Below are 23,903 nucleotides of genomic sequence, written 5' to 3'. Positions count from 1 at the left end.
TCACCGCCGCTGCCGGCCAGCGACCGGCACTACCGGCGGTTGTGCAGCGCGCGCCGGTTTCCGATATGCGCGCATGCCAGCAGCACGCCACCGCTGGCTGTCGCCACGCCGTGCCAGAGCAGCGATTCCTTCAACGGCAGGTACAGCGAGGCCGACAACAGCAGGATGGCGCCGACGCACGCCAACCGCAGGGGGCGCCAGTACCGATGCCGATGCGCCCCGGCCGAGGTACTCACCAAGGCCAGCGACGAGGCCAGCAACGAGAACAGCCACTCCCAGCGCGACATCATCAGCAGCCATGTCATTGCGCCATGGCCGGGATGCTGGAACGAGCGCAGCGCCATCATCGCGGCCGGCACGAAGGCCAGCAGCAGGGGCAGGGCGATGCAGTGGGCGGCGCAGGCCAGGGACAGCCAGGCCCCGGCAAGATCGAAGCGGGGGTGCCAGCGTGCCGAACGTGGCGGCTGGGCCAAGGCCCTTGCGGGCGTCGTGGGGATGTGGTCCATAATGTTACATAGTAACAATTGGAGCATCCCCCATGAAGTCTTCTGCTGCTCTTTTCCTGCTGCTGGCGGCCAGCACCGCGCAGGCCCATGACGTCCGCCAGTTGGGTGCGCATGTGCACGGCCAGGCCACCGTCGATGTTGCGCTTGACCAGCAGACGCTGGAGTTCGCCCTGCAGGCCCCCGGCATCGGCATCCTTGATTTCGAGCGGCCGCCGGCCAACGCAGCCGAGCAGGCCGCGCTGGCGCGTGCGACTGCGCTGCTGCAGAGCGGCAGCTGGGTCACCCTGCCAACCGCGGCGGGCTGCCGTCTTTCCGGCAACGATGCCAGGGCCGAGGGCTTCGATGCGTCGGCTGCCGCGCCGCCGTCAGGCAGGCACCGGCACGCGGGGTTCAGCGCAACGCTGCAGTACCACTGCGCCAGGCCGGCCGAGCTGCGGGCCATGGTCGTGCGCCTGCCCGCACTGTTCCCGGGCCTGCACGAAGTGATCGTCAACAGCGCCACCGGACGTGGCCAGAACCGCAGCGTGTTGACTGCGGACAATCTGCGCGTGGTGCTGGCACCGTGAGCCTGCGACCGGTGATCGCGCTGGATGGCGTGCAGTTCGGCTATGGCCGGCGCCTGGTGCTGGATGTGCCGCGGCTGTGGATCGAGCAGGGCAGCAGCGTGCTGCTGCGCGGGATCAGCGGTGGCGGGAAGAGCACGCTGCTGGGCCTGCTGGCGGGCGTGTTGCTGCCCGGCAAGGGCAGCGTGGAGGTCGCCGGCCACGCACTGCAGGCGATGCGTGGCGCCGCACGCGACCGCTTCCGTGCCGACCACCTGGGCGTGATCTTCCAGCAGTTCAACCTGCTGCCGTTTCTGAGCGTGCGCGACAACATCGCACTGGGCCTGCGCTTCTCGCGCGTGCGCAGCGCGCGCATCAGCGGCCCGGTGGATGCCGAGATCACCCGCCTGTTGCAGGCCCTGCAGCTGGACCCGGCGCTGATGCAGCGGCGCGCAGGCACACTCAGCGTTGGCCAGCAACAACGCGTGGCGGCAGCGCGCGCCCTGATCGGCCGGCCGGCGTTGCTGCTGGCCGATGAGCCCACCTCGGCGCTCGACCGCGAAGCGGCGAGCGCCTTCCTGCAGCTGATGTCCGCGCAGTGCCAGGCGGCCGGCACCACGGTGCTGGTGGTCAGCCATGACGACAGCCTGGAGCGGTTGTTCGACCGCACGATTGCCCTGTCTCAGATCAACCAGGCAGGTGCCGGCCATGCTTGAGCTTGCCTGGGCCAGCCTGCGCAGCCGTGCGTTGAGCGTGGGCCTGACCGTGCTGGTCATCACCTTCAGCGTGGTGCTGTTGCTGGGCGTCGAGCGCGTGCGCACGCAAGCACACGAAGGCTTCGCCAGCACCGTGTCCGGTACCGACCTGATCGTCGGTGCGCGTTCGGGGCCGGTGAACCTGCTGCTGTACTCGGTGTTCCATATCGGCGACCCGACCAATAACGTGTCCTGGCAGTCCTACCAGGCGCTGTCCGCAATGCCGCAGGTGAAGTGGGCGGTGCCGCTTTCGCTGGGCGATTCCTGGCGTGGCTACCGCGTGGTCGGTACCAGCGATGCCTATTTCGAGCACTACCGCTACGGCGCCGGGCACCTGCTTGCGTTCGCGAGCGGACGGCCGTTCGATGACCTGTATGACGTGGTGATCGGTGCCGAGGTGGCGCAGGCACAGAAGGTCGTCCTCGGCGATGAGATCGTGCTGGCGCACGGCACCGGCGCGGTCAGCCTGGCCACGCATGCCGACAAGCCATTCCGTGTCGCCGGCATCCTGCAGCGCACCGGCACGCCAGTGGATTCGTCGCTGCTGGTCTCGCTGCCGGCCATCGAGGCGATCCATGTCGACTGGCGCTCGGGCGTGCAGCTGCGCAGCCAGAGTGTGAGCGCCGAGCAGGCGCGTCATCTGGACCTGACCCCGACCAGCATCACCGCTTTCATGCTGGGCTTGAATTCGCGCATTGCCACGTTCTCGGTACAGCGCAGGATCAACGAGTATCCGGACGAGGCGATGCTGGCGATCCTGCCCGGCGTCACGCTGCAGCAGCTATGGCAGTCGCTGGGCACCGCCGAGCGGGCGCTGCGGCTGATCAGCGCGATGGTGGTGGCACTGGGCATGGTCTCGCTGGTGGCGCTGCTGGTCTCGACCCTGCAGGAGCGGCGGCGCGAGATGGCGATCCTGCGTGCCACCGGGGCACGGCCGGGTTACATCGCTGGCCTGCTCGTGGTGGAAGCGGTGGCGACCAGTGCGGTGGCCTGCGTGCTGGCCCTGTCGCTGCTGGTGGTCGCCAGCATTGCCGGGCGCGGCTGGGTACTGGCCACCTTCGGTTTGTCGATCAGCCATGTGTGGCCGGATGGCCGCGAGCTGGGATGGGTGGCGGGGGTGCTGCTGATCAGCACAGTGGCCGGGCTGGTGCCGGCATTGCTGGCTTACCGGCGCACCTTGGCCGATGGCCTTTCAGCGGGAGGCTGAGCATGCGATGGATGCGGGTAGTGCCGATGGTGCTGGCGCTGGCCGCCTGTGAGCGGCCGGTGGATACCGGTGTGCAGGCCTTGCCACCTGCGCCGGTTGTCGACCGCGCTGACGCTTCGGTTGCGGCAGAGCAGGAGCTGGACTGGTTGCAGATGATGCCCGAGGACGAACTGGCCGCGCTGGAGCGGGGCGAGGGCCCGGAGGTCGAGCACAACGGCAACCGGCGCATGCCGCAGTTCGGCACCTTCCGCACGGTGGACACGGTCCTGCAGCGACCGGTGCGCCTGCCAGGCTACGTGGTACCTCTAGCCAATGCGCAGGACGGGCGGCTGACCGAATTCCTGTTCGTGCCGTACTACGGCGCCTGCATCCACGTGCCGCCGCCGCCGCCGAACCAGATCGTGCACGTGGTGCTGCCGCGCCCGATCGAGATGCCGGACATGTACTCGCCATTCTTCCTGGCCGGCACCCTGCGTGCCGAACGGCTGGATGACGATCTGGCCGGCTCGGCCTACACCATGCGCGATGCGGAGCTGAGGCCGTATGAACCGTAGCCCCCTTTTTCTCATGCTGGGATGCCTGTGGCTGGCGGGCTGTACGTCGCCGGGCGGCGATGCCGTGGCGGTCGTGCCGCAGGACAAGCCGGCGCGCTCGGCCACGGCCGAAGCCCCCATCGACCGTTGGGACATGTTACGGCCCGACGAAGTGGCCTACCAGCGCCCGCCACCGCAGATCGGCCTGTCACGCAATGGCATGGACGGGGTGGGCGGGCTGATCGACGACACCGGCTCCGGCACGCCACCGGGGCTGGAGATCGACCATTCCAGCCCCGATCGCGCCAAGCAGTTCGGCTCCTCGCGCGTGGTCGATGCTGCCGATGGCCGCGCGGTGGACCTGGATGGCTACGTGGTACCGCTCGGCACCAACGATGCCGGCCTGGTGGATGAACTGCTGTTCGTACCGTTCTACGGTGCCTGCATCCACGTGCCGCCACCGCCGCCGAACCAGATCATCCACGTGACCCTGGCGACGCCGATCACGCTGGGCGATCTGTGGGATCCCTACCGGCTTGTCGGCCGCCTGCAGGTGAAGCGCTTCGACGCGGACATCGCCAGCGCCTCCTACGATGCTGCCGCGGCCACGCTGACGGCGATCCACAACTGATGCGCCGGCGCTGGATCATTGCTGCGGGGATGCTGCTGGGCGCACTCGTGCTGCTGGTGTGGTGGCAGCGCGCCCCCACCGCGCCGCCGTCGGTCGCATTTCCGGCGCCTTCTTCCGATGCCCGCCAGCGCATCGAACAGCGCCTGGGCGATGACCACGCGTTTCGCAACGACGTGCTGTTCCTGCTCGCGGCAACAGTGCGCGACCGCTGCCAGCCGGCGCAGGCCGGGCTGCTGGCGCGCATGGCCAATCGTGCATCGCTGCCGGTGCTGGAGGCGGTGAGTGCGGTGACCCAGCAGGACCCATCGCTGGACCGGCCGATCTACCAGTACATCCAGCATCGCGCTGATGCGACGCCGTGCGGCCAGCCGCTGCAGATGCCGCTGGCCGGTGGGCGCAGCATGGCCGTGGACATCGAACAGTACGCACGCACGTTCCCGGACAGCTACTTCGACCCGCAGCGCAGCAGCGAACCACGGGATTTTGATGGGGTGTCGTTGCAGCAGCGGACCGGCAATGCCTGCAACAGCGTGGTGTATTCGGTGTTGCCGTTGGGTGGCACCGATTGGCGGTGCAGCAGCCTGCGCGCCAATGCCCGGGCGCGGGCGCGCGGGCTGTGCGAGGACGAACTGCGGCGCCAGCATGGGAATACAGGTGGGGAGCTGGACATGGCCGTAGGGCAGGGCATGCAGGCGACCGTGGTATCAACCATCGCCGCGCTGCCGGAAGACTGCCGGTGATGATCCCTGACACCGGCCACACTCGGCAGGAGCGGCGCGGCAACATGAACATTGGCCGGACCCCAATCTGAACCGGTGGTACTGTCTCCATAACTATACCGGATATCCTGTATAGTTCTGGTGGTACTTCATCCCATCAGGTTCTCCCATGGCTCTGTCCCAGCCCTTGGCCGGCGCTCCGGCCCTGTCGCGTGCCCGTCGCTGGGCACTGTTGTTCACCGTCGCCGCCGGCCTGCTGCTGGTCACGCTGGATAACTCGGTGCTCTACACCGCACTGCCCACACTGACTGGGGAACTCTCGGCCAGCGCCGGCCAGGCGCTGTGGATCATCAATGCCTATCCACTGGTGATGGCCGGCCTGCTGCTGGGGGCGGGCACGCTGGGCGACCGCATCGGCCACCGCCGCATGTTCCTGATCGGCCTGGTGGTGTTCGGCGTGGCGTCGCTGGCAGCGGCGTTCGCAGCCAGCGCAGCGCAGCTGATTGCCGCACGCGCGTTGCTGGCCGTCGGCGCGGCCGCGATGATGCCGGCCACGCTGGCGCTGATCGGCCTGAGCTTCCACGAAGAGCGCGAACGCAACATCGCCATCGCCATTTGGGGTTCGGTGGCCATCGTCGGTGCGGCGCTCGGCCCGATCATCGGTGGCTGGCTGCTGCAGCATTTCTGGTGGGGCTCGGTGTTCCTGATCAACGTGCCGGTGGTCGTGGTCGCGTTCGTGGCCACGCTGCTGCTGGCACCGGAAGGCCAGCGCGACACCTCGCGACCGTGGGACCTGGTTTCGTCGGTGCTGGCATTGGCGGCACTGTCCGGCCTGGTGCTGGCGATCAAGTCGCTGATCGCGACGCCGCCGTCGTATGCGCTGGGCGCAGGCGCGCTGCTGCTGGCCGTCATCAGTGGTGCGGCGTTCGCACGCCGCCAGCAGCAGCTGCCGTACCCGCTGCTGGACTTCGCGATCTTCCGTAATCCGGCGTTCCTGGCCGGCACGCTGTCGGCGGTGTTCACCCTGTTCGCGATGGCCGGCCTGCAGCTGGTCACCACCCAGCGCTTCCAGCTGGTGGCAGGCTTTTCGCCGCTGCAGGCGGGCCTGCTGGTGTCGGTGGCCGCGCTGGGCAGCCTGCCCAGTGCGCTGCTGGGCGGCAGCATCCTGCACCGGGTGGGCCTGCGCCCATTGATCTGCGGTGGCCTGGCTGCGGGCGCGCTGGGCGTCGGCGTGGTGGCGTTCGGCTTCCCGCACGGCCTTGGCTGGGTGGTCGCCGGTATGGCCATCACCGGCTTCGGTATGGGCGCGGCCATCTCGGTGGCGTCCACGGCCATCCTCAACAACGTGCCGACGCACCGTGCGGGCATGGCGTCTTCCGTGGAAGAAGTGTCCTACGAGTTGGGTGGCCTGCTGGCGGTGGCGATGCTGGGCAGCCTGAGCGCAGCGATGTACAGCGCGTTCCTGCCGGTCTCGGCCGATATGCCCGCGCTTGCCCGCGAGGGTTTCACCCAGGCGCTGCATGCCGCGCGCGAGAGCGGGCAGGGTGATTGGTTCGCACTGGCTGCGGCGGCATATGACCGTGGCTACCAGAGCGTGCTGCTGGTGATCACGGCGGTACTGGCGCTGGGCGCGACGATCCTGGCGCACCTGCTGCGTGGCCGGGCCGGCAGCCGTGAGGGCGCCGCCGATCGCGTAAAATGACGCCATGAGAACCAGCAAGCGCGACCGCATCCTCGACGCTGCCGTCAACGTGATCAATCGTGACGGCGTGCGTGCGGTGACCTTCGAGTCGGTGGCGGCCGAGGCCAAGCTGACCCGCGGCGGCCTGCTGTACCACTTTCCCTCGCGCGAGGCGCTGCTGCGCGGGATCGACGAGTACCTGGCGCAGGCCTGGGAGGCGTCCATGGAAACGCTGCTGGGCAAGCGTGCGGACGAAGCCTCGGCGCTGGAGCGTTACCAGACCTTCGTGCGCGTGTCGGCCCAGAGCGCCACCCGTGCCGAACTGATGTTCATGCTCGAATCGGCCGACCCGGAGGCGGGCGAGCGTCCGTGGGGCCCGGCGGTTCAGCGCTGGGCACCGTCCGCGCCGGAGGCCGGGAATGTGGATCCGACGACGCTCGACAATTTCGTGGCACGCCTGGCCGCCGACGGCCTGTGGATCTACGAGGCGATGTACGAAGGGCAGCTGGATGAAGGCGTACGTGCCCAGGTGGCCGAGCGCATCGCCGGGCTGCTGGCAAAGTCTGACGGCACGTCCAGTTGAGCGGCCGGCCGGCGCGCAGACATCGCCCGTGGTAGAGCCGACCGCGGGTCGGCTGCTCTGCGGCCAAGCCATGAAAACCCCGCGCTTTGCGCGATGGTCGGCCAGCGGCCGACCCTACCCTGACGCAATTACCGAGCCTGCGTGGCGCTCGCGGCCAGCCACGCCCTGGGCGATGCCCCCAGCCGCTTGCGGAACGCCTTCGACAGTGACGCGGTATCGGCAAACCCCACCTCGATCGCCACCTGCTTGACCGCCACGCCGGCCCGCAGCTGCGCGCAGGCCAGGCTCAGCCGCCAGTCCAGCAGATAAGCGGCCGGCGTCGCCTGCATCACGTCCTTGAACACGGCCGCGAACGCGCTGCGCGACATGCCGGCAGTCGCGGCCATGCGAGGCAACGTCCATTCGTCCTGCGGCGCCTGGTGCATCGCCACCAGCGTACGAGCCAGCCGCGCATCGGACAGCCCCCGCATCAGCCCATGGCTGACGCCCGCTGCATCCGGATGATCGACCACCCAGCGCAGGATCTGGATCAGCGCGACCTCGAACAGGCGGTTGGTCAGCAGCCGTGAACCGCAGCGCTGGCGATCGGCCTCGGCAAACAGCAGCTGCAGGGTGTCATCCAGTTCGCCGATGGCCGCCAGCGGCACCACCATCACCGGTGGCAGCGACTGCACGATCGGATTGCGCGCACCGCCATCGAAATCCAGCGTGGCGCAGGTGAAATCCGGGCCATCCAGCGGCGCGTTGAAGAACACATGGTGCAGCGGCTGCGGGTACAGCAGCAGGCTGGGTGTGTCGATCTTCAGCCGGGGCAGCGCGATATCGCCGTCGGGATGGCGGACTTCCATTTCACCCTGGCGCAGGATGTGCAGGAACGCACGACCGGGCTGCGGCTCGAAGACATGCTGCCCGCACAGCGGGCCACTGTGGAACAGCGCCGCCTGCACCCGGAAGCGTTCCAGCAGGGAGGAGAGGCGATCTGGCGCAGGGGGGGCGGGCATGCTCATGGACGTATGGACAACATGTGTGGCGAATTACGACTGATGCGTCCGGAGAGTCTCCCTAGGATGAGCGGGTCGTCCAATCCCGGGCGCTTTCCCAAGGAGATCCACCATGTCCCGTGTCCCCCTGATCGATGCCGCCAACACCACCGCCGAACGCCAGGCCCTGCTGGGCCAGGTCAACGCCGCCTTTGGCGCCACCCCGGCCATGTTCCGCGCCGTAGCCAATTCGCCGGCCGCGCTGAAGAGCATGTGGGGTTCGTTCGGCGCACTCGGTGGCGCTCGCCTGTCGCCGCTGCTGGGCGAGCAGATCGCCGTGGCCATTGCCAACCGCAATGCCTGCGAGTACTGCCTGGCCGCGCACACGGCACTGGGCCGCAAGGCCGGCGCCAGCAGCGAGCGGATGGCTGCCGCGCAGATCGGCCAGTCCAGTGACCCGGCGACCGCCGCTGCCCTGGACTTCGCGCTGAAGGTGGTCGAGCAGCGTGCGCAGATCGCCGATGGCGACGTGCAGGCGCTGCGCGCGGCTGGCTTCGATGATGAGCAGATCGTGGAGATCCTCGCGCATGTGGCGCTCAACCTGTTCACCAACTACGTCAACGTCGCGTTCGACGTGCCGGTGGACTTCCCGAAGGTCGCGCTGCGCTGAGGTCTACCGGGCCGGGGGCGCTGTGCTCCCGGCCATCTTCAGCGGGCGTGGCCGTCGTCCGCCTGCAGCCGCTCCGGATGGGTATATACATTGAACCCGCTCTCCCGCGCGAACCCGACCAGGCACAGGCCGGCGCTGCGGGCCAGGTCGATCGCCAATGCGGTCGGTGCCGAGACTGCAGCCAGCACGCTGGCACCGGCGCGCACCGCCTTGCTGACCATTTCGTAGCTGGCCCGGCTGGAAATCACCAGCAGGCCGCCTTCAATGGTGTGTTCGTTGTGGTGCAGCGCGCCGATCAGCTTGTCCAGCGCGTTGTGGCGGCCGACGTCCTCGCGGACCCAGCCGATGCGCCCACTGGCATCGGCCCAGGCGGCGGCGTGGATGGAGCCGCTCACCGCATTCATCGGCTGGTGCTGCGCCAGCGTGGCAACCGCGCGCTGCAGAGCGGCGGCGGCATAGCTGCGTCGTTCGCGGACCTGCGGCAGTGGGCGCAGCACTTCCTCCAGCTGGCGCGTGCCGCACAGGCCACAGCCACCACGGCCGGGCAGCAGGCGTCCATTGGCCGGGTCCAGGTCGGCACCGGATGCCTCCTCGGCCACGGTCATCTGTAATTCGATGCCTTCCAGCTGCGGGCGGATCTCGATCGACAGCAGCTGCGAGGGCGTGTCGATCAGGCCCTCGCTGAGCGAGAACCCGAGCGCGAAGTCTTCCAGGTCGCACGGGGTGGCCATCATCACTGCAAAGGGGGCATCGTTGTAACGCAGCGCCACCGGCACTTCTTCGGCCACCATGTCGACCTGCTGCTCTTGCCTGCCGCCGCGCCAGCGCTGCAAGGGGCGCTGGGCGGTGCCGGCAGGCGGGATGTGCGGCGGGATCGAATAAGGCATGCAGCGCGTCCGGGCAAGGGGGAAACGCGGGCGGGCCACCGCCTGCGGTTTCGAGGATAGCGCAGTGGTCGCGTACAGACGCGGCTGTAACCGTTGCCCTGGCAGGTTGTGCTGAAAACAGCCAGTGCCCTCTGGCGAAGCGGCGTGGGCCGTGCTTGACTGTGGGGCTTGCTGCGCAGCCGAAACGACCGCCCGCCGGCGTCGTGCCGTTCGTTGTAGCGTTCCTCCCGCCGACCCGCCTTGGCATGCTGGCCACGTTGAATGGAACGCCAGCCTCGCCGTGGCGCGAGGCGCCGGCAGCCGCCAGTTCCCCGCAACGGGCATCGCCGCCGATGCCTGACCCGTTGCGTCCCCCCATTGCGTGATTTCCTGCAGGCGCTCAAGCGCCTGCCATGACTGTTCGACTTTTTCTCGACTCTGCCTGCGACTTCGATGCGCGGGCGGCGGGCTGCGTTGCCCGACTCTGCAAAGGAATCACTCCCTATGCACCGTACTCTCTCCCTCGGCCTGCTGCTGGGCACCGTGTTTGCCACGACCGCCTGTGCACGTGCCGCCGAAGAATCCGCCGCCGCACCGATCGCCAGCGCAGCATCGGTGGCACCGATCCAGGCCAGCCCGGCCAAGGTCGATCCGGCCTTGCCGGTGGCCATCGTGCACAAGACCGCCAGCTGTGGTTGCTGCGGCATCTGGGTCGACCACCTGAAGGCCGCGGGCTTCCAGGTCGAGGTGCGCGACACCGATGACATGAATCCGATCAAGGTTCGCCTGGGCGTGCCGGTCGGCAAGGCCTCCTGCCATACCGCCGAGATCGGCGGGTATGTGGTCGGGGGCCACATCCCGGCCGAGGACATCAAGCGCCTGCTGGCCGAACGCCCGGCCGCGCGCGGGCTGGTGCTGCCCGGCATGCCGGCCGGTTCGCCGGGCATGGAAATGCCGGATGGCTACGTGCAGCCGTATACCGTCGAGCTGGTGCGCACCGACGGCAGCACCGAGCCGTTCGCCCAGCACGGACAGGGTGGCTGATGGACGGCGGGTGCCGGTCGTCCTGACCGGCACACTTCGACGCGTCCTGTGTAGAGCCGAGCCCACGCTCGGCTGTTGTCGGCCGGCAAGACGAGCATGGGCTCGGCTCTACAGGATCTGCAGAATCAGCGTGCCGTGGCCGTTTCCTTGGCCAGCTGCGCGTCGAACTTCTTCTCGGCCGCATCCGCGTAGGCTTTGCAGCTCAGTACCTTCTCGCTGGCGTTGCTGCCAGCAGCATAGTTCCAGTTGCTGGCGCCCGGATGCGGGGTCAGCAACAGGTCGCAGGGCAGGCCGCGCACCGTAGCGAAGCTGCGTCGGTAGTCCTCGACCAGGCGGGGATAGCGGGCATTGCCCTGCAGCTGGTAGCCCGGCGCGCTCAGGCTGTCGGCATAGGCGATGCGCACCGGCTTGCCATCGCGCGTATCGGTCCAGGTCCAGGCGGTGCTGCCCGGGGTGTGCCCGGGCATGAAGTGGGCGGTGAACGCGATGCCGCCCAGCTTAACGACCTCCCGATCCATGACGATGCGGTCTGCATTGACCGGTGGAAACGTGATTTCGTCGCCGAAATGAAGGTCGTCGCTGCCGCCTCGGGCCAGCAGCACTGCGGTTTCGGCATTCACGATCACCTGCGCCCCCGTGCGGCGCTTGATCTCGGCCACAGGGCCGGCGTGGTCGGTGTGCGCGTGGCTGAGCAGGACCATGCGCAGGGGACCGGTATTGGTTCCGCTGGCCTTCATGTTGGTCAGCAGGTAAGAGGCCATTTGCGGCATGCCACCATCGATCAGGACGAGGCCATCAGCCGTCTGGACCAGCAGCGCCGTCAGGTCATGGGTGCCGATCTGCCAGGTGTGATCGGCAATCTGCAACGGCGCCATCGTTTGCAGCCAGGAAGGGTCCACCGTGTAAGCCTGCAGCTGTGGTAGCGGTGCGTCGGCGGCGACGCCGTCGAAGGTGATGAGCGTGGCGGCCAGGGCGAGCGACGAGAGTCGAAGGCGCATGATGGAAAGAAGGTCGAAAGGGAGGAGGATGAAGTTAACACGCACCTGGCGGCGCGCAGTTTCGCGAATAACTCATGACTCCGATAAGGGCGACCTCGGTATCGGCAGCGGATTGTTCGGCCGATCTGGACTGTGAATCCATGTACACGGGCTGGAGCGAAGAATCGGCCGGGGCTAGCCTGTTCTCAGGCTCAAGGAGGTGGACCATGCATGTGCTCATGGTGATGCTCGGTGGCGTGCTCCTGCTGGGGGTGTTCCTGCTGTTTGGCCAACTCTGGAGCGTGGGCACCTCGCAGCTGCGCACGGCGCTGATCGCCTTCATCGCCACCTGGCTGCTGGTGGCCGTCGCCAACATGTGGGTGGGGGTCAGCAAGGCCGGTTATACGGTACGCGAGGAGCTGCCGATCCTGTTGCTGGTGTTCGCCGTGCCGGCGCTGCTGGCCGGGTTGCTGTACTGGCGCCTGGCGCGCTGAAGGAGTTGCATGAGTACCCGACTGCGCCTGCCCGCGCTGCGCCACCGCGACGGCCACCATGCCCGCGTGACCTACGAAGAACTGTTCTTCGATCTGGTCTACGTATTCGCGGTCACCCAGCTCAGTCACCACCTGTTGCACCACCTGGACCTGGCTGGCGTGCTGCAGACCCTGGTGCTGTGGTTCGCGGTCTGGCTCGGCTGGCAGTACGCGTGCTGGGTCAGCAACTGGTTCGACCCGCAGGCGCCGCGCATCCGCGGCTTGCTGTTCACCACAATGCTGTTGGCGTTGTTGATGTCCTCGTCCATCCCCGAGGCGTTTGCCGAGCGTGCGTGGATCTTCGCCGGAGCGTACGTCACGATGCAGGTCGGACGCACAGCGTTCGTGCTGTTCGAGGTCGGCCGCAACCATCCGTTGGCGCCGAACTTCCGTCGCATGCTGGCCTGGGTCAGCGTCTCGGCCTGCTTCTGGCTGGCCGGCGCAGCGGCCGAGGGCAATCTGCGGCTGGCACTGTGGGCGGTGGCAGTTGCCTGCGAATACATCTCGCCGATGTTCGGCTTCGCCTTCCCGGGCATGGGTCGTTCGCACACCCGCGACTGGACCATCGAGGGGGGGCACCTGGCCGAACGCTGCCAGCTGTTCGTCATCGTCGCGCTGGGTGAGACGCTGCTGGCCACCGGTGGCGTGCTCAGCAACGTCGAGCATTGGAGCCTGGAAGTGGTTTCAGCGGTGCTGGCCACCTTCGCCGGCACGATTGCCATGTGGTGGCTGTACTTCGGCATCTCCAGCCACGATGCCACTGAGGCCATCACCCACGCCGAAGACCCCGGAAGGATGGGCGCCAACTTCCACTACGTGCATGCATTGCTGATCGCCGGCATCATCGCCACGGCGGTGGGCAATGATCTGGTCATGGACCATCCGGGGGTGGCCGCCACCACGGTTTACGCCAGCGTGATGGTGGCAGGCCCGCTGATCTATCTGCTGGGCAGTGCCCTGTACAAACGCGTGGTCTATGGGCACGCGCCGCGCTCGCATCTGCTGGGCGCGGTGGCGCTGCTGGTGCTGGGGCTGATGCTACCGCACGTGCACCTGCTGGCCGCCGGATGGCTGACCAGCCTGGTGCTGCTGGGCGTGGGGCTGCTGGATACGCGATTGAAGCGCCGCTTGCTGCGGGCGTGATCCGTTGGGTCCGCCCACTGCTTCAGCCTTCACGGAGCGCGAGCGCGGCGCAGTGCCTGAGGGTCGACGCTACCGCCTCCGGCCAGCACGCGGATTGCTGGCAGGCCAGGTAAGCGCTGCGGCCATCACTGCAAGCTTGCCGATTGTGTTCATATTGCGGGCGGTGCCGTGCTGGGCATAGGGCACCCGCAAGCGCGAGTCGGCCATGCCGGCACCGTAGTGGATGAAGATCTCGCGCGTGCCGAGTGCAAGCTGTTCGTCGCGCCGGCCGGTCACGCCGTCCAGCGGATCGGCAGGCAGCCTGCCGTCGAGGAACAGGGCGACCACACGGTTGCCGGCCGCCTGCGCAAACGGGTTGCGTGCCACCACACCGGCAATCTCGTTGGCCGAGCGCACCAGCACGCCCACCGGCTTGCCGGCATAGGCCTGGAGCCGCTGGCCGAGGGCCTGGCGCACGCCTGTTTCGTCGAGCGAGCTGCGCAACACCACGTTGCCGCTGGCGATGTACGTGCGGACATCGGCGAAGCCTGCGTCCTCGCACATTGCCACCAGTTCGCGCATCGGCAGCCTGCCGGTGCCGCCGACGTTGACCGCGCGCAGCAGCGCGACGTGGACGTTCATGGCGTACCCGCCTGCAGGCGGTCGTACATGCGCACCAGGTCAACCAGGGTGCGTGCGCCCATCTTGCGCATCACCTGCGCACGGCGCACCTTCACCGTGATCTCGCTGACGCCCAGATCGCCGGCAATCTGCTTGTTGAGGCGGCCGCGCACCACGCCATCGACCACCTCGCGCTCGCCGGCATTGAGGGTGTGCCAACGCAGCTGTAGCGCGCCGAGCGCCTCGTCCTCGCGGCGGCGCTGGCGGTCGATCTCGATGCCCTTGTGGATGGCATCAAGCAGTTCCTGGTCACGGAAGGGCTTGGTGAGGAATTCGATGGCGCCGTCCTTGATCGCGTTGACGCCCATCGCGATGTCGCCGTGGCCGGTGATGAACACCACCGGAAGCTGCAGGCCGTGGTTGCCCATCGTGCGATGGAATTCAAGACCGCTCTGGCCGGGCATGCGCACGTCCAGCACGAGACATGCCGGTGCGTCTTCCAGCGCGTGTTCGAGGAAGGCCTGGGTGGAGGCGAAGGCCCGCACCTGCAGGCCCATCGAGGCCAGCAGGTCTTCCAGTGCCGCGCGCACCGACGGATCGTCGTCGACCACATAGACGATGGGTGCCGGATCGGGGTTGGCGGCAGTCGGCTTACGCATGGTGGGCGTCCGTGGCAATGGGCAGGTCGAACACAAAGCAGGCACCGCCGCCTGCCGGTCGTTCGGCACGGATCTGGCCGTCGTTGGCTTCGATCATCGAGCGGCTCAGGCTGAGACCCAGCCCCAGACCGTGCGACTTGGTGGTCCAGAAGGCATCGAAGACGCGTTCGGGATGGTCGGCGGGCAGGCCGACGCCGCGGTCACGCACACTGAGGCTGACCCGCTGGCCGTCGCGCCGGGTCAGCAGGGACAAGCGGCGGTCGGCGGTGGGCACGGTCTCCATCGCGTCCACCGCATTGAGGATCAGGTTGCCGATCACCTGCTGTACCTGCACGCGGTCGGCCTGCACCGGTGGCAGCTCGGCGTCCAGCAGCAGCGCCACGGCCACGCCATGCCGGTCCAGCTCGCTGCGCGACAGCGCCAGCATTTCCTCCACCGCCTGGTTCAGATCGAAGGCGCGTCGCTGCGGTGCCGCGCCCTGGGTCAGGCCACGGATGCGGGCGATCACGTCGCCTGCGCGGTGTGCATCGGCGAGGATGCGGGCCACGGTCTGGCGGGCCTTGTCCACGTTCGGTGGGTCCTGCGCGAGCCAACGCTGGCAGGCTTCGGCGCTGCTGGCGATGGCCGCCAGCGGCTGGTTCACTTCATGCGCGATGGAGGTGGTGAGCTCGCCCACGGTGGAGGCGCGCGCTACCCGCAGCAGGCGGCCCTGTGCTTCCTGCACGGCGGCCTTGGCCGCTTCCATGTTCAGGGCAAGGTAGGTTGTGATGCCGATCACCAGCATGCCGATGACCGAATTGACCAGGCCGATGCGGTAGGTGCCGAAGCGGGTCAGGAAGAAGCTCACCCCGGTCAGCGCGATGCAGGCCAGGGCAAGCGTGATCAACCCGCGTGCGCCCAGCACGCGCGATGCGGCCAGGATGACCGCCGCGTAGAAGCAGGCAGCGGCAACCGCGTAATCGGTGACGGTGTCGATCAGGAAGATCGCCGCCATCACGACGATCAGGACCAGCAGCACCAGTGGGCGGCGGGGCGACAGCGATGGCATCGGGGAAGCTCCCTGGCGTGGGCGGAAAGGATAGCAAAGCCGCCATCGGTGGATGCCGACCCTGTTCGGCACCGGTCAAAGCGATGCCTGGTAGTGCCGGCCGCTGGCCGGCATCTGCAGGGTGCTTCCGGAGATCATGAGGTTGCCGGCCAGCGGCCGGCACTACCGCAGTGGTGGGCATGCCGAGGCGATGCAAGGGGCGTCCGGAGATCATCAGGTCGTCGGCCAGCGGCCGCCACTACTCCTCCAGGCTGGCGTTCCAGAACCCCTGCAGGACGCCGGGCGTGGTCGCCAGCGTGGCCAATACCGCATCGAGCTCGCCGGCATCGACGGTGGTGGCATACAGCACCGCTTCGATCTCCACGTCGCGCTCGCCAAACGGGCGCTGGTCGACCGCGCGCACCGGGTACTGCGCCTGTTCAAGCAGCAGCAACAGCTGGTCCAGTACCTCGGCCTGCTGCTCGCGCTGGCAGACCACGTTGATCGCATAGGTTGCCTCGCTGAACGCTTCCGGCAGCGGCTGCCGATGGATGCGGTTTACCACCGGCCGCAGCAGGGTGTTGGCGGCCAGCACGAACACCGCTGCGAGCACTGCTTCGGGCAGCAGCTTGATACCGGCACATGCTCCCACCGCCGCCGATCCCCACAGGGTGGCGGCGGTGTTCAGGCCGGACACCTGCGCGCCGTCCTTCATGATCGCGCCGGCACCAAGGAAGCCGACGCCGGAGATCACATAGGCCACCACATGCAGCGGTGACGGTGGGCCGCCGTACAGGTCATGGAAGCGCACCGCCAGATCGACGAACACCGCCGCACCCACCGCCACCAGCGTGTTGGTACGCAGGCCGGCGGTGCGTTGCCGCAGCTGCCGTTCCAGGCCGATGATCGTGCCCAGCACGAACGCCACCGACAGGCTGATCAGCGAGCTGAGCGTGGCGCCGGCGTTGAACGCCGGCAGGTTCGGATTGATGTCCATTGTGTTTCTCCCTGGACAAGCGGCGGGCGCTTACTGCCAGCCGTAACGACGGATGTAGAACCGCTTCAGCGCAGTGGTCAGCACCGCGTAGCCGAACAGGATGGCCACCAGGAAAGGCCAGTAGCCGGCCGGCAGCGCCTGCAGCTTGAAGTAGCCGGCCAGCGGGCTCATCGGCAGGGCCACGCCAATCGCCATGATCAGGCCGGTCATCAGCAGCAGTGGCGGCGCGGCGATGCTCTGCAGGAACGGCACCTTCGGCGTGCGGATCATGTGCACGATCAGGGTCTGGGTCAGCAGGCCGACCACGAACCAACCGGACTGGAACAGACCCTGGTCGGCCGGCGTGCGTGCATCGAACACGTACCACATCAGCGCGAAGCAGGTCAGGTCGAAGATCGAGCTGATCGGCCCGAAGAACACCATGAAGCGGCCGATGTCCGCCGGGTTCCACTTCAGCGGCCTGCGCACCAGCTCCTCGTCCACATTGTCGAACGGGATGGCGATCTGCGAGATGTCGTACAGCAGGTTCTGCACCAGCAGCTGCAGCGGCAGCATCGGCAGGAACGGCAGGAACGCGGAGGCCACCAGCACCGAGAACACATTGCCGAAGTTGGAGCTGGCGGTCATGCGGATGTACTTCAGCATGTTGTTGAACGTGCGCCGGCCCTGGATGACGCCTTCCTCCAGCACCATCAGGTTCTTCTCCAGCAGGATGATGTCGGCGGCCTCCTTGGCGATGTCTACCGCACTGTCCACGCTGATGCCGATATCGGCCGCGCGCAGCGCCGGTGAATCGTTGATGCCGTCGCCGAGGAAGCCGACCACCTTGCCCTGTGCGCGCAGTTCGCGCACCAGGCGCTCCTTGTGCAGCGGCGTCAGCCGGGCGAACACGCGATGGTGGTGCAGCGCCCGCGACAGCGCGCCGTCATCCATGCGCTCGATCTGCGGCCCGGTCAGGATGGTGTCGGCATCCAGTCCCACCTGTGCGCACACACGGGCGGTCACCAGTTCGTTGTCGCCAGTGAAGACCTTGACCTCGACGCCGTGTGCGGCCAGCGCCTGCAGCGCCTGCGCAGCCGATTCCTTCGGCGGGTCCAGGAAGGCCACGTAGCCGACCAGGGTCAACCCGCACTCATCCGCCTGCGAGTAGGCGGTCTGGCTGGCTGCGGTTTCTTTCATCGCCACCGCCACCACACGCAGGCCCTGTTCGTTCAGTTCCTCGGTGGTCTGCCGCACCCGCGCCAGGCGGCGCTCGTCCAGCGGCATGTCCTGGCCGTTCTCGCGCACGGTGCTGCACACCGCCAGCATCTCTTCTACCGCCCCCTTGCAGATCAGCTCGTGGTGATCCTCGCGCTCGGAGACCACCACCGACATGCGGCGGCGCTCGAAGTCGAACGGGATCTCATCCACCTTGTGGTAGTCCTGCGACAGCCGCAGCGAACTCTGCAGCTCCACGTGTTCCAGTACCGCACGGTCGAGCAGGTTGATCAGGCCGGTCTGGAAGTGACTGTTGAGGTAAGCGAACTTCAGTACGTCTTCCGAATCGTGGCCGAACACATCGGTATGGCGCTCCAGCGCGATCCTGTCCTGGGTGAGGGTGCCGGTCTTGTCGGTGCACAGCACTTCCATCGCGCCGAAGTTCTGGATGGCATCCAGGCGCTTGACGATCACCTTGCGCCGCGACAGCAGCACCGCGCCCTTGGCCAGGGTGGAAGTGACGATCATCGGCAGCATTTCCGGCGTCAGGCCCACCGCCACCGACAGCGCGAACAGGAACGCCTCGGTCCAGTCGCCCTTGGTCCAGCCGTTGATCAGCAGCACGAATGGCACCATCACCAGCGCGAAGCGGATCAGCAGCCAGCTGACACTGTTGACGCCGGCCTGGAACGCGGTGGGCGCACGGTCGGTGGCGGTGCTGCGCTGGGCCAGCGTGCCGAAGTAGGTGCGGTTGCCCGTGGCCAGCACGATGGCAGTGGCCGTACCGGACACCACGTTGGTACCCATGAACAGCAGGTTGTGCTGTTCGAGCAGGCCGGCCAGACCATCGCCCGGGTGCGCGAACTTCTCCACCGGCAGCGACTCGCCGGTCATCGCCGCCTGCGCCACGAACAGGTCCTTGGCGGTCAGCACGCGGCAGTCGGCCGGAATCATGTCGCCGGCCGACAGCACAATGTGGTCGCCGGGTACCAGTTCACGGATAGGCAGGTCCAGCAGGCGTGCCGGGCGGCGGCTGTGCAGGTGCGCGCCGAAGTACTGGTCGGCCACATCCGCAGCCTCGGTGCCGGGATTGCGGCGCAGAACGCGCGCAGTGTTGCCGACCAGTGCCTTCAGCCGCTCGGCTGCGCGATTTGAACGACCCTCCTGCACGAAGCGGATCAGCGTGGACAGCAGCACCATCGCACCGATGACGATCGTCGCCTTGATGTCCTCGGTCAGCCAGGACACCGCCGCCAGCACGGTCAGCAGCAGGTTGAACGGATTGCGGTAGCACTGCCACAGGTGGCGCCACCACGGCAGCGGCTTCTCGTGATCCACCTCGTTGGGGCCGAGCGTGGCCAGTCGCTCCTCGGCCTCATGCGGGCTGAGGCCATCGGCATGTGATTCCAGCGTGGTCAGCAGCTCGGCTTCGTCCTGCTGGGCGAGGGTGACCAGGCCGGTGGTGAGAGCGAACGGCGCGGCCTCGGCGCTGCCAGGGCCGAAGCCGGCTTCGGGCATCGCACGGCGGCGGAACAGGTTGCCTGCGCGGCGGCTGCGCAGGAAGGCGTTGAACCAGGCGTTGAGCAGGCTCATGGGACGCTCCTCGAATGTCAGAGCCGGCCGCAGCCGGAACACGAACGGAATGGGTGAGACAGATCAGGCGTGGCGCATGGCCAGCACCGCCGGCGACCACGGCTGCATGCGCAGGCGCTGGCTGCCACCGATGCACAGTGGCTTCATCGCGTCGCGCAGGGGATAGGGCAGGTGCCGCAGCACGTTGATGCGTTCGCTGATCGGCAGCAGCGACAGCGCGTCGGCCACCACGCGTGGCGAACCGAGCGACAGCGAACGGGCGAACATCACGGGGCCGTGTTGCAGCAGCTGGCTGCGCAGGGCGGCGACATCGCGCTCGCCGATCAGGCGGCGCAGCGTGATGTAAAGGATCTTGTAGGACATGGGGGCGATCTCCAGGCAGGCGGCGCCTGGCGGCCCCCCGTCACTCAAGCAGGCAGGGACCGGCGGGCAGGCGCCAGGAACAGGCAGCAATCAGGCATACGGGTCGCGGTGCGCCCGGAAGGGTCGGGGTCCATCTGCGTCTCCATGAGGGGAGGGGGCCGGCCAGGATTGCCCTGGCCAGTGTCGATATTGTCCGCCCCTGAACGGGGCAGGCCTAGAGGCCGGTGGGTTAGCCCGGCTATACCTTGGTATAGCCGGGCATGCACAGCGCCAATCGAGGGTTCAGTGATGGATCAATGCGGAGCGCTGGTCTGCTTGCACACGTCGTACTCGCCATGGCTCAGCGTCTTGTCACGGTCGGTATCGCAGGCATGCAGGCGCTCGGCCCAGTCCGGTGCCACCGCATCGACTTCCGCCAGGGTGACGATGCCGTCCTTGTCCTTGTCCAACGATTCATACGGCGGTATCAGCTTCACTTCGGTGACGTCCTCGGCGGCGGTGACCCTGCTCGCCTCCTGGGTCCTGGAACAGGCGCCCAGCAGCAGGGCCGCACAAAGCGAGAGTGCAATGGGAAGGTAGCGACAAGCGATCATGGCGTGCTCCTGAAGAAAAGGCGGACGACCGGTGCGGTGGTCACGGCAGGATCTTCTGCGCGGGCCTGTAAGTGGGCTGCGAAGAATGGGGTCCGTCGACCATTGCCGGTGGGCCGCCATTCACCGGGCCGCGCAGCAGCGACTGTGCGCGGACGCCTTGGGGGAGGTGGCTCGACGGAGATGGCTCGGTAGCGTCGTGTGCTGGTCGACTATCGCGCGCAGCGCGGGGCCTTCAGCTTCCTGCCAAGAGCAGTCGACTAACAGTCCACTCTACCCTCGAACGGCAGGAAGCCGGCCAGCGGCAGGCACTCCCGTCTGCTTCAGAAGCGGTCTGCAAAGGCGTCCGTGGCTTGCACCAGCGCATCCACCGTGGCCGGCTCGTTGGCACTGTGGCCGGAGGTCACCATCTCCAGCCGCGCTTCCGGCCAGGCCTGGGCCAGGTCCCACGCACTGCGCGGTGGGCAGATGATGTCGTAGCGCCCCTGCACGATCACGCCCGGCAGGTGACGGATGCGATCGATATCGCGCAGCAGTTGGTCCGGCTCCAGGAAGATGCCGTTGCGGAAGTAGTGCGCCTCGATGCGGGCCTTGGCCAAGGTATCCAGCGGATCATCAGTGGATTGGGCGTCGACGTCGTGCTGCAGGGTTGCCGCGTTGTCTTCCCAGCCCAGCCAGGCCTGCGCGGCCTCGATGCGGGTCGCCTCATCCGGGCCGTCCATGCGGCTCCAGTAGGCCGCAATCATGTCGCCGCGCTCGGCTTCCGGGATGTAGGCCTCGTAGCGGTCCCAGCGCTCCGGAAAGATCCAGCGCGCACCGCCATCGGCCTCGGCGAACCAGCGATTCTCCATTTCGCGTCCGAGGAATACGCCGCGCACGATCAGGCCGGTGGCGCGCTCGGGATGCGCTTGTGCGTAGGCCAGTGACAGGGTCGACCCCCAGGAGCCGCCATAGACCAGCCAACGCTCGATGCCCAGGTGCTCACGCACTTTCTCGATGTCGGCCACCAGGTCCTGCGTGGTGTTGTGGCGCAGCTCGCCGAACGGCGTGGAACGGCCACTGCCGCGCTGGTCGATCAACACGATGCGGTAGCGTGCCGGATCGAAGAAGCGGCGATGGGTGGGTGAAATGCCCGCGCCTGGGCCGCCGTGCAGGTACACCACCGGAATGCCGCCCGGTGTGCCGCACTCTTCGACATGCAGCGTGTGCAGATCGCTCACCTTCAGGGTGAACTCGCGGTAGGGTTCGATGGCGGGGTACAGGGTGCGCATGGCGGGTGTCTCACAAGCTGGGGCGGCCAGCATAGCGCCGCCACCTGCGGGCTGCAGCGACGGGCTCCTGCGCGGCGCTGGAAATGGGCTGGCCGATGCGCATAAGCTTCCGCGATGCAAGCGACCACGACAGGGACGTCAACCTTCAACTTCACCCTTGGCAGCGGCGCGCGCGAGCTGCTGAAGTGGGTCGCACTGCTGGCCATGACGGGTGATCACGTGGCCAAGGTGGCCTTCGGCGGCTACGTGCCGGTGGTCAGCGAACTGGGGCGTATTGCCTTCCCGCTGTTCGCGCTGGTGATGGCCTGCAACCTGGCCCAGCCCGGGGCCGACCTGCGCAAATCGATACGCCGGCTCGTGCTTTGGGGGCTGATCGCCCAGCCAGTGCACGCATTCGCGTTTGGTTCCTGGCTGCCGCTCAACATCCTGCTTACCTTCACGCTGGCGGCCGTGGCCGTTCATGCGCTGGCGAACCATCGGCCCGTTCTGCTGTTGCTGGCTGCCGGCGTGCTGCCGATGTTCGTGGATTACCAGTGGGCGGGTGTCGGCTGCGTGCTGGTGGGTTGGATCGCGTTCCGGCATCGCGCGCGGTGGCTGTTGCTGGCCGGGCTCGCAGCGGTGTGCTGGGCGAACCACAACGGCTGGGCGCTGCTGGCGATACCGGTGGTGCTGCTGGCCGCGCGGGTGAATTGGCCACTGCCGCGCTGGCGGTGGGTGTTCTACGGGTACTACGTGGGACATCTGGCGGTGCTGGCGTTGATTGCCTATCTGCTTGCGTAATGTCGCAACTGGCGCGTCGCCTGTCTTGAATGCCGGATGCGGTCAAGGAATGCGCGGTGCCGATGCGGGTGAAGCATGCCGCCATCGGCATGGTGCAAGTTGTTGAATCTTCGGCTCGATTGTCGATATGCGACAATGCTGCCACTGCGTGAACGTTGCTGTCTTTGCACGTGGGTTGTTGGCGCCTGCCACCCCGTTGTGCACATGATGGGGTGCCGCCAGAAAAGGGTGGCCGGGGCCTGGAAACCCCGTTGGTCGCGTGTAGTTTGCGCACGCCAGCCGGCGCCGCTTTGTGCGGTGCCGGCTGGCAATTCGCCCGTGCTTTATGGCGGGCGGTGCGTGGAGGTGGGCGATAGCCCACCTGCCGGTTAGTGCTTACGCGACCGCCGGATTTCCAGCCACGTACCGTCCGCCGCCTTTGTTAAGGGCGGTGGCACCGTAGCCTTGTACGGAGACCTGCCATGAACCCTTCGGACATTCCCCCTCTGCGCACCCAGCATGCCCCGGCCAACGCCGATGAGAGCGAAGAGCAGCGCGCAACGCCCGACCCCAACAACCTGATCGCGCTGCTGCACCAGATCGGCCGCGGCGTGGCCGCGGACGGCCAGCCTTGGCCCGAGCGTCACCAGCTGCCGGGCCGTTGCCTGGCGCTGGCCGACAGCGATGGCGCCCTGGCCGGCCTGCGCATCATCAACGAGATCCTGCTGGCCGCCGAGCGCGCCCGCCAGAACGGCGGCCCGGAGCACTACGTGGGCGACCGCGTGATGGAAGGTCTGAAGCTGGCCGCGCTGGCGCTGACCAGCCACGCCATCTACCGCCTGCATCCCGAGTAGATCCACGCCATGCGTGGATGCCGTTCATGTAGAGCCGGACAAAACGCAGCCGAGCATGGCTGGGCGCCATGCGTGGCCGCTACCGCGGGTGCCTCATCGGCCACCACGCGGCAGCCGCACTGGCACCCCACGCCACCCACGCGCCCAGCCCCGCGTAGACCAGCGCCTGCAGGCCGGCCGCAAGCACGAACGGTTCGGCGCGCTGTGCCATCGGCAGGCACACGCCACCCAGCACCAGCAGGCCGGCCAGCAGCCATGCTGCCGAGCGCATCGACGCTCGCTCCCGGGTTGCACGCGGCAGCACCGTGCAGGCGGCTGCTACGCAGAACGGCAATAGCAGCGGCATGGCCTGCCAGGCCACACCCACGGCCAGGCTGACGCAGGCAATGGCAGCCCAGCAGATCCGCTCGCGCACCGCCGGGTGTTCGTGGCGTGCCAGCGATGTCCTCAGCGCATGGATTCCAGCCGCGATCGCACTACCCAACAGCAACCCTGCAGCAACATCGCTCCAATAGTGAACCCCCAGCCAGACCCGGGCCATTCCGGCGATCACCCCGGCCAGCAGCGCGATACCCAGCACTGCCGAGCGTTTGAACCTTCCGGTGATGTGTTGGCGTGCCAAC

27 protein-coding genes are annotated in these 23,903 nt (G+C 67.6%); 14 read left to right on the top strand and 13 right to left on the bottom strand.

The annotated features are described in order from the left end of the window. Positions 1–29: 29 nt before the first annotated feature. Positions 30–506, bottom strand: a complete 477-nt coding sequence (locus ACZ75I_RS10610) for a MerC domain-containing protein (RefSeq protein ID WP_346476022.1) — start codon at positions 504–506, stop codon at positions 30–32. Positions 507–538: 32 nt separating this feature from the next. On the opposite strand from ACZ75I_RS10610, the gene ACZ75I_RS10605 reads away from it, so the two are divergent. The 8 genes from ACZ75I_RS10605 (at position 539) to ACZ75I_RS10570 (ending at position 7,157) form a co-directional block, all read left to right on the top strand. Next, positions 539–1,072, top strand: coding sequence for a ZrgA family zinc uptake protein (locus tag ACZ75I_RS10605; protein ID WP_346476023.1), 534 nt, complete (start codon positions 539–541; stop codon positions 1,070–1,072). Further along, positions 1,069–1,764, top strand: a complete 696-nt coding sequence (locus ACZ75I_RS10600) for an ATP-binding cassette domain-containing protein (RefSeq protein WP_346592795.1) — start codon at positions 1,069–1,071, stop codon at positions 1,762–1,764. The genes ACZ75I_RS10605 and ACZ75I_RS10600 overlap by 4 nt, the downstream gene beginning before the upstream one ends. After that, on the top strand, positions 1,757–3,010 hold the full coding sequence (locus tag ACZ75I_RS10595) for an ABC transporter permease (protein ID WP_346476025.1): 1,254 nt from the start codon (positions 1,757–1,759) through the stop codon (positions 3,008–3,010). Before ACZ75I_RS10600 ends, ACZ75I_RS10595 begins: the two co-directional genes overlap by 8 nt. Before the next feature lie 2 nt (positions 3,011–3,012). After that, a complete protein-coding gene (locus ACZ75I_RS10590) occupies positions 3,013–3,564 on the top strand; it encodes a DUF3299 domain-containing protein (protein WP_242890834.1) in 552 nt (183 codons plus the stop codon). Beyond that, positions 3,554–4,174 carry a DUF3299 domain-containing protein gene (locus tag ACZ75I_RS10585; RefSeq protein ID WP_472957820.1) on the top strand — a complete coding sequence of 207 codons (621 nt, stop codon included), beginning with the start codon at positions 3,554–3,556 and terminating at the stop codon, positions 4,172–4,174. Before ACZ75I_RS10590 ends, ACZ75I_RS10585 begins: the two co-directional genes overlap by 11 nt. Next, complete coding sequence (locus tag ACZ75I_RS10580; protein ID WP_346476027.1) at positions 4,174–4,914, top strand: hypothetical protein; 741 nt, start codon at positions 4,174–4,176, stop codon at positions 4,912–4,914. The genes ACZ75I_RS10585 and ACZ75I_RS10580 overlap by 1 nt, the downstream gene beginning before the upstream one ends. Positions 4,915–5,062: 148 nt before the next feature. Beyond that, positions 5,063–6,595 (top strand): MFS transporter, encoded by a 1,533-nt coding sequence (locus tag ACZ75I_RS10575; RefSeq protein ID WP_346476028.1) that lies wholly within the window; start codon positions 5,063–5,065, stop codon positions 6,593–6,595. A gap of 4 nt (positions 6,596–6,599) precedes the next feature. Further along, positions 6,600–7,157, top strand: a complete 558-nt coding sequence (locus tag ACZ75I_RS10570; RefSeq protein ID WP_061479404.1) for a TetR/AcrR family transcriptional regulator — start codon at positions 6,600–6,602, stop codon at positions 7,155–7,157. Between the two features lie 128 nt (positions 7,158–7,285). On the opposite strand, the gene ACZ75I_RS10565 is transcribed toward ACZ75I_RS10570, so the two are convergent. Further along, a complete protein-coding gene (locus tag ACZ75I_RS10565; RefSeq protein ID WP_346476029.1) occupies positions 7,286–8,164 on the bottom strand; it encodes an AraC family transcriptional regulator in 879 nt (292 codons plus the stop codon). A 106-nt stretch (positions 8,165–8,270) separates the two neighbouring features. Between ACZ75I_RS10565 and ACZ75I_RS10560 the strand changes: the two genes are divergently transcribed. Continuing rightward, positions 8,271–8,807 carry a carboxymuconolactone decarboxylase family protein gene (locus ACZ75I_RS10560; RefSeq protein WP_346476030.1) on the top strand — a complete coding sequence of 179 codons (537 nt, stop codon included), beginning with the start codon at positions 8,271–8,273 and terminating at the stop codon, positions 8,805–8,807. A 38-nt stretch (positions 8,808–8,845) separates the two neighbouring features. On the opposite strand, the gene fdhD is transcribed toward ACZ75I_RS10560, so the two are convergent. Further along, positions 8,846–9,694 (bottom strand): formate dehydrogenase accessory sulfurtransferase FdhD, encoded by an 849-nt coding sequence (gene fdhD / locus ACZ75I_RS10555; protein WP_346476031.1) that lies wholly within the window; start codon positions 9,692–9,694, stop codon positions 8,846–8,848. A 483-nt stretch (positions 9,695–10,177) separates the two neighbouring features. Here fdhD and ACZ75I_RS10550 point away from each other — a divergent pair, with 483 nt between their 5' ends. Then, the gene (locus tag ACZ75I_RS10550; RefSeq protein WP_472957819.1) at positions 10,178–10,717 is read left to right on the top strand and encodes a DUF411 domain-containing protein; all 540 of its coding nucleotides are present in this window, start codon (positions 10,178–10,180) and stop codon (positions 10,715–10,717) included. A gap of 125 nt (positions 10,718–10,842) precedes the next feature. Here ACZ75I_RS10550 and blaL1 read toward each other — a convergent pair whose 3' ends face one another. Further along, complete coding sequence (gene blaL1, locus ACZ75I_RS10545; RefSeq protein WP_346476033.1) at positions 10,843–11,715, bottom strand: L1 family subclass B3 metallo-beta-lactamase; 873 nt, start codon at positions 11,713–11,715, stop codon at positions 10,843–10,845. A gap of 206 nt (positions 11,716–11,921) precedes the next feature. On the opposite strand from blaL1, the gene ACZ75I_RS10540 reads away from it, so the two are divergent. Both ACZ75I_RS10540 and ACZ75I_RS10535 read left to right on the top strand, forming a co-directional pair. After that, complete coding sequence (locus ACZ75I_RS10540; protein WP_061480327.1) at positions 11,922–12,188, top strand: hypothetical protein; 267 nt, start codon at positions 11,922–11,924, stop codon at positions 12,186–12,188. 9 nt (positions 12,189–12,197) lie between these two features. Further along, positions 12,198–13,370 carry a low temperature requirement protein A gene (locus ACZ75I_RS10535; protein ID WP_346476034.1) on the top strand — a complete coding sequence of 391 codons (1,173 nt, stop codon included), beginning with the start codon at positions 12,198–12,200 and terminating at the stop codon, positions 13,368–13,370. A gap of 69 nt (positions 13,371–13,439) precedes the next feature. Here the strand turns inward: ACZ75I_RS10535 and ACZ75I_RS10530 are convergent, their stop codons facing one another. The 8 genes from ACZ75I_RS10530 to pip all read right to left on the bottom strand — a co-directional run bounded on the left by ACZ75I_RS10530 (position 13,440) and on the right by pip (position 21,667). Beyond that, entirely contained in the window at positions 13,440–13,991 is a 552-nt protein-coding gene (locus tag ACZ75I_RS10530) for a DUF1697 domain-containing protein (RefSeq protein WP_346476035.1), read from the bottom strand. Beyond that, positions 13,988–14,629: a response regulator transcription factor gene (locus ACZ75I_RS10525; protein ID WP_061480324.1), complete on the bottom strand. Its 642-nt coding sequence runs from the start codon at positions 14,627–14,629 to the stop codon at positions 13,988–13,990. Before ACZ75I_RS10525 ends, ACZ75I_RS10530 begins: the two co-directional genes overlap by 4 nt. Further along, entirely contained in the window at positions 14,622–15,677 is a 1,056-nt protein-coding gene (locus tag ACZ75I_RS10520; RefSeq protein ID WP_134967826.1) for a sensor histidine kinase, read from the bottom strand. The genes ACZ75I_RS10525 and ACZ75I_RS10520 overlap by 8 nt, the downstream gene beginning before the upstream one ends. 238 nt (positions 15,678–15,915) lie before the next feature. Further along, positions 15,916–16,653, bottom strand: a complete 738-nt coding sequence (locus ACZ75I_RS10515; protein ID WP_061480322.1) for an MgtC/SapB family protein — start codon at positions 16,651–16,653, stop codon at positions 15,916–15,918. 30 nt (positions 16,654–16,683) lie between these two features. Then, the gene (gene mgtA, locus ACZ75I_RS10510; RefSeq protein WP_346476036.1) at positions 16,684–19,443 is read right to left on the bottom strand and encodes a magnesium-translocating P-type ATPase; all 2,760 of its coding nucleotides are present in this window, start codon (positions 19,441–19,443) and stop codon (positions 16,684–16,686) included. Positions 19,444–19,506: 63 nt separating this feature from the next. Then, positions 19,507–19,806, bottom strand: a complete 300-nt coding sequence (locus ACZ75I_RS10505; protein ID WP_049410891.1) for a hypothetical protein — start codon at positions 19,804–19,806, stop codon at positions 19,507–19,509. 293 nt (positions 19,807–20,099) lie between these two features. After that, the gene (locus ACZ75I_RS10500) at positions 20,100–20,399 is read right to left on the bottom strand and encodes an EF-hand domain-containing protein (RefSeq protein ID WP_346476038.1); all 300 of its coding nucleotides are present in this window, start codon (positions 20,397–20,399) and stop codon (positions 20,100–20,102) included. 320 nt (positions 20,400–20,719) lie between these two features. Next, positions 20,720–21,667 carry a prolyl aminopeptidase gene (gene pip, locus ACZ75I_RS10495; RefSeq protein ID WP_154350907.1) on the bottom strand — a complete coding sequence of 316 codons (948 nt, stop codon included), beginning with the start codon at positions 21,665–21,667 and terminating at the stop codon, positions 20,720–20,722. 114 nt (positions 21,668–21,781) lie between these two features. Between pip and ACZ75I_RS10490 the strand changes: the two genes are divergently transcribed. Continuing rightward, entirely contained in the window at positions 21,782–22,447 is a 666-nt protein-coding gene (locus ACZ75I_RS10490) for a TraX family protein (RefSeq protein WP_134967822.1), read from the top strand. Positions 22,448–22,908: 461 nt separating this feature from the next. Next, positions 22,909–23,280 carry a hypothetical protein gene (locus ACZ75I_RS10485; RefSeq protein ID WP_346476039.1) on the top strand — a complete coding sequence of 124 codons (372 nt, stop codon included), beginning with the start codon at positions 22,909–22,911 and terminating at the stop codon, positions 23,278–23,280. 79 nt (positions 23,281–23,359) lie between these two features. On the opposite strand, the gene ACZ75I_RS10480 is transcribed toward ACZ75I_RS10485, so the two are convergent. Then, on the bottom strand, positions 23,360–23,902 hold the full coding sequence (locus tag ACZ75I_RS10480; protein ID WP_472957817.1) for a phosphatase PAP2 family protein: 543 nt from the start codon (positions 23,900–23,902) through the stop codon (positions 23,360–23,362). Position 23,903 lies beyond the last annotated feature (1 nt).

This window comes from Stenotrophomonas sp. X, assembly GCF_055721025.1.
This window is presented reverse-complemented; position numbering and strand designations above follow the sequence as displayed.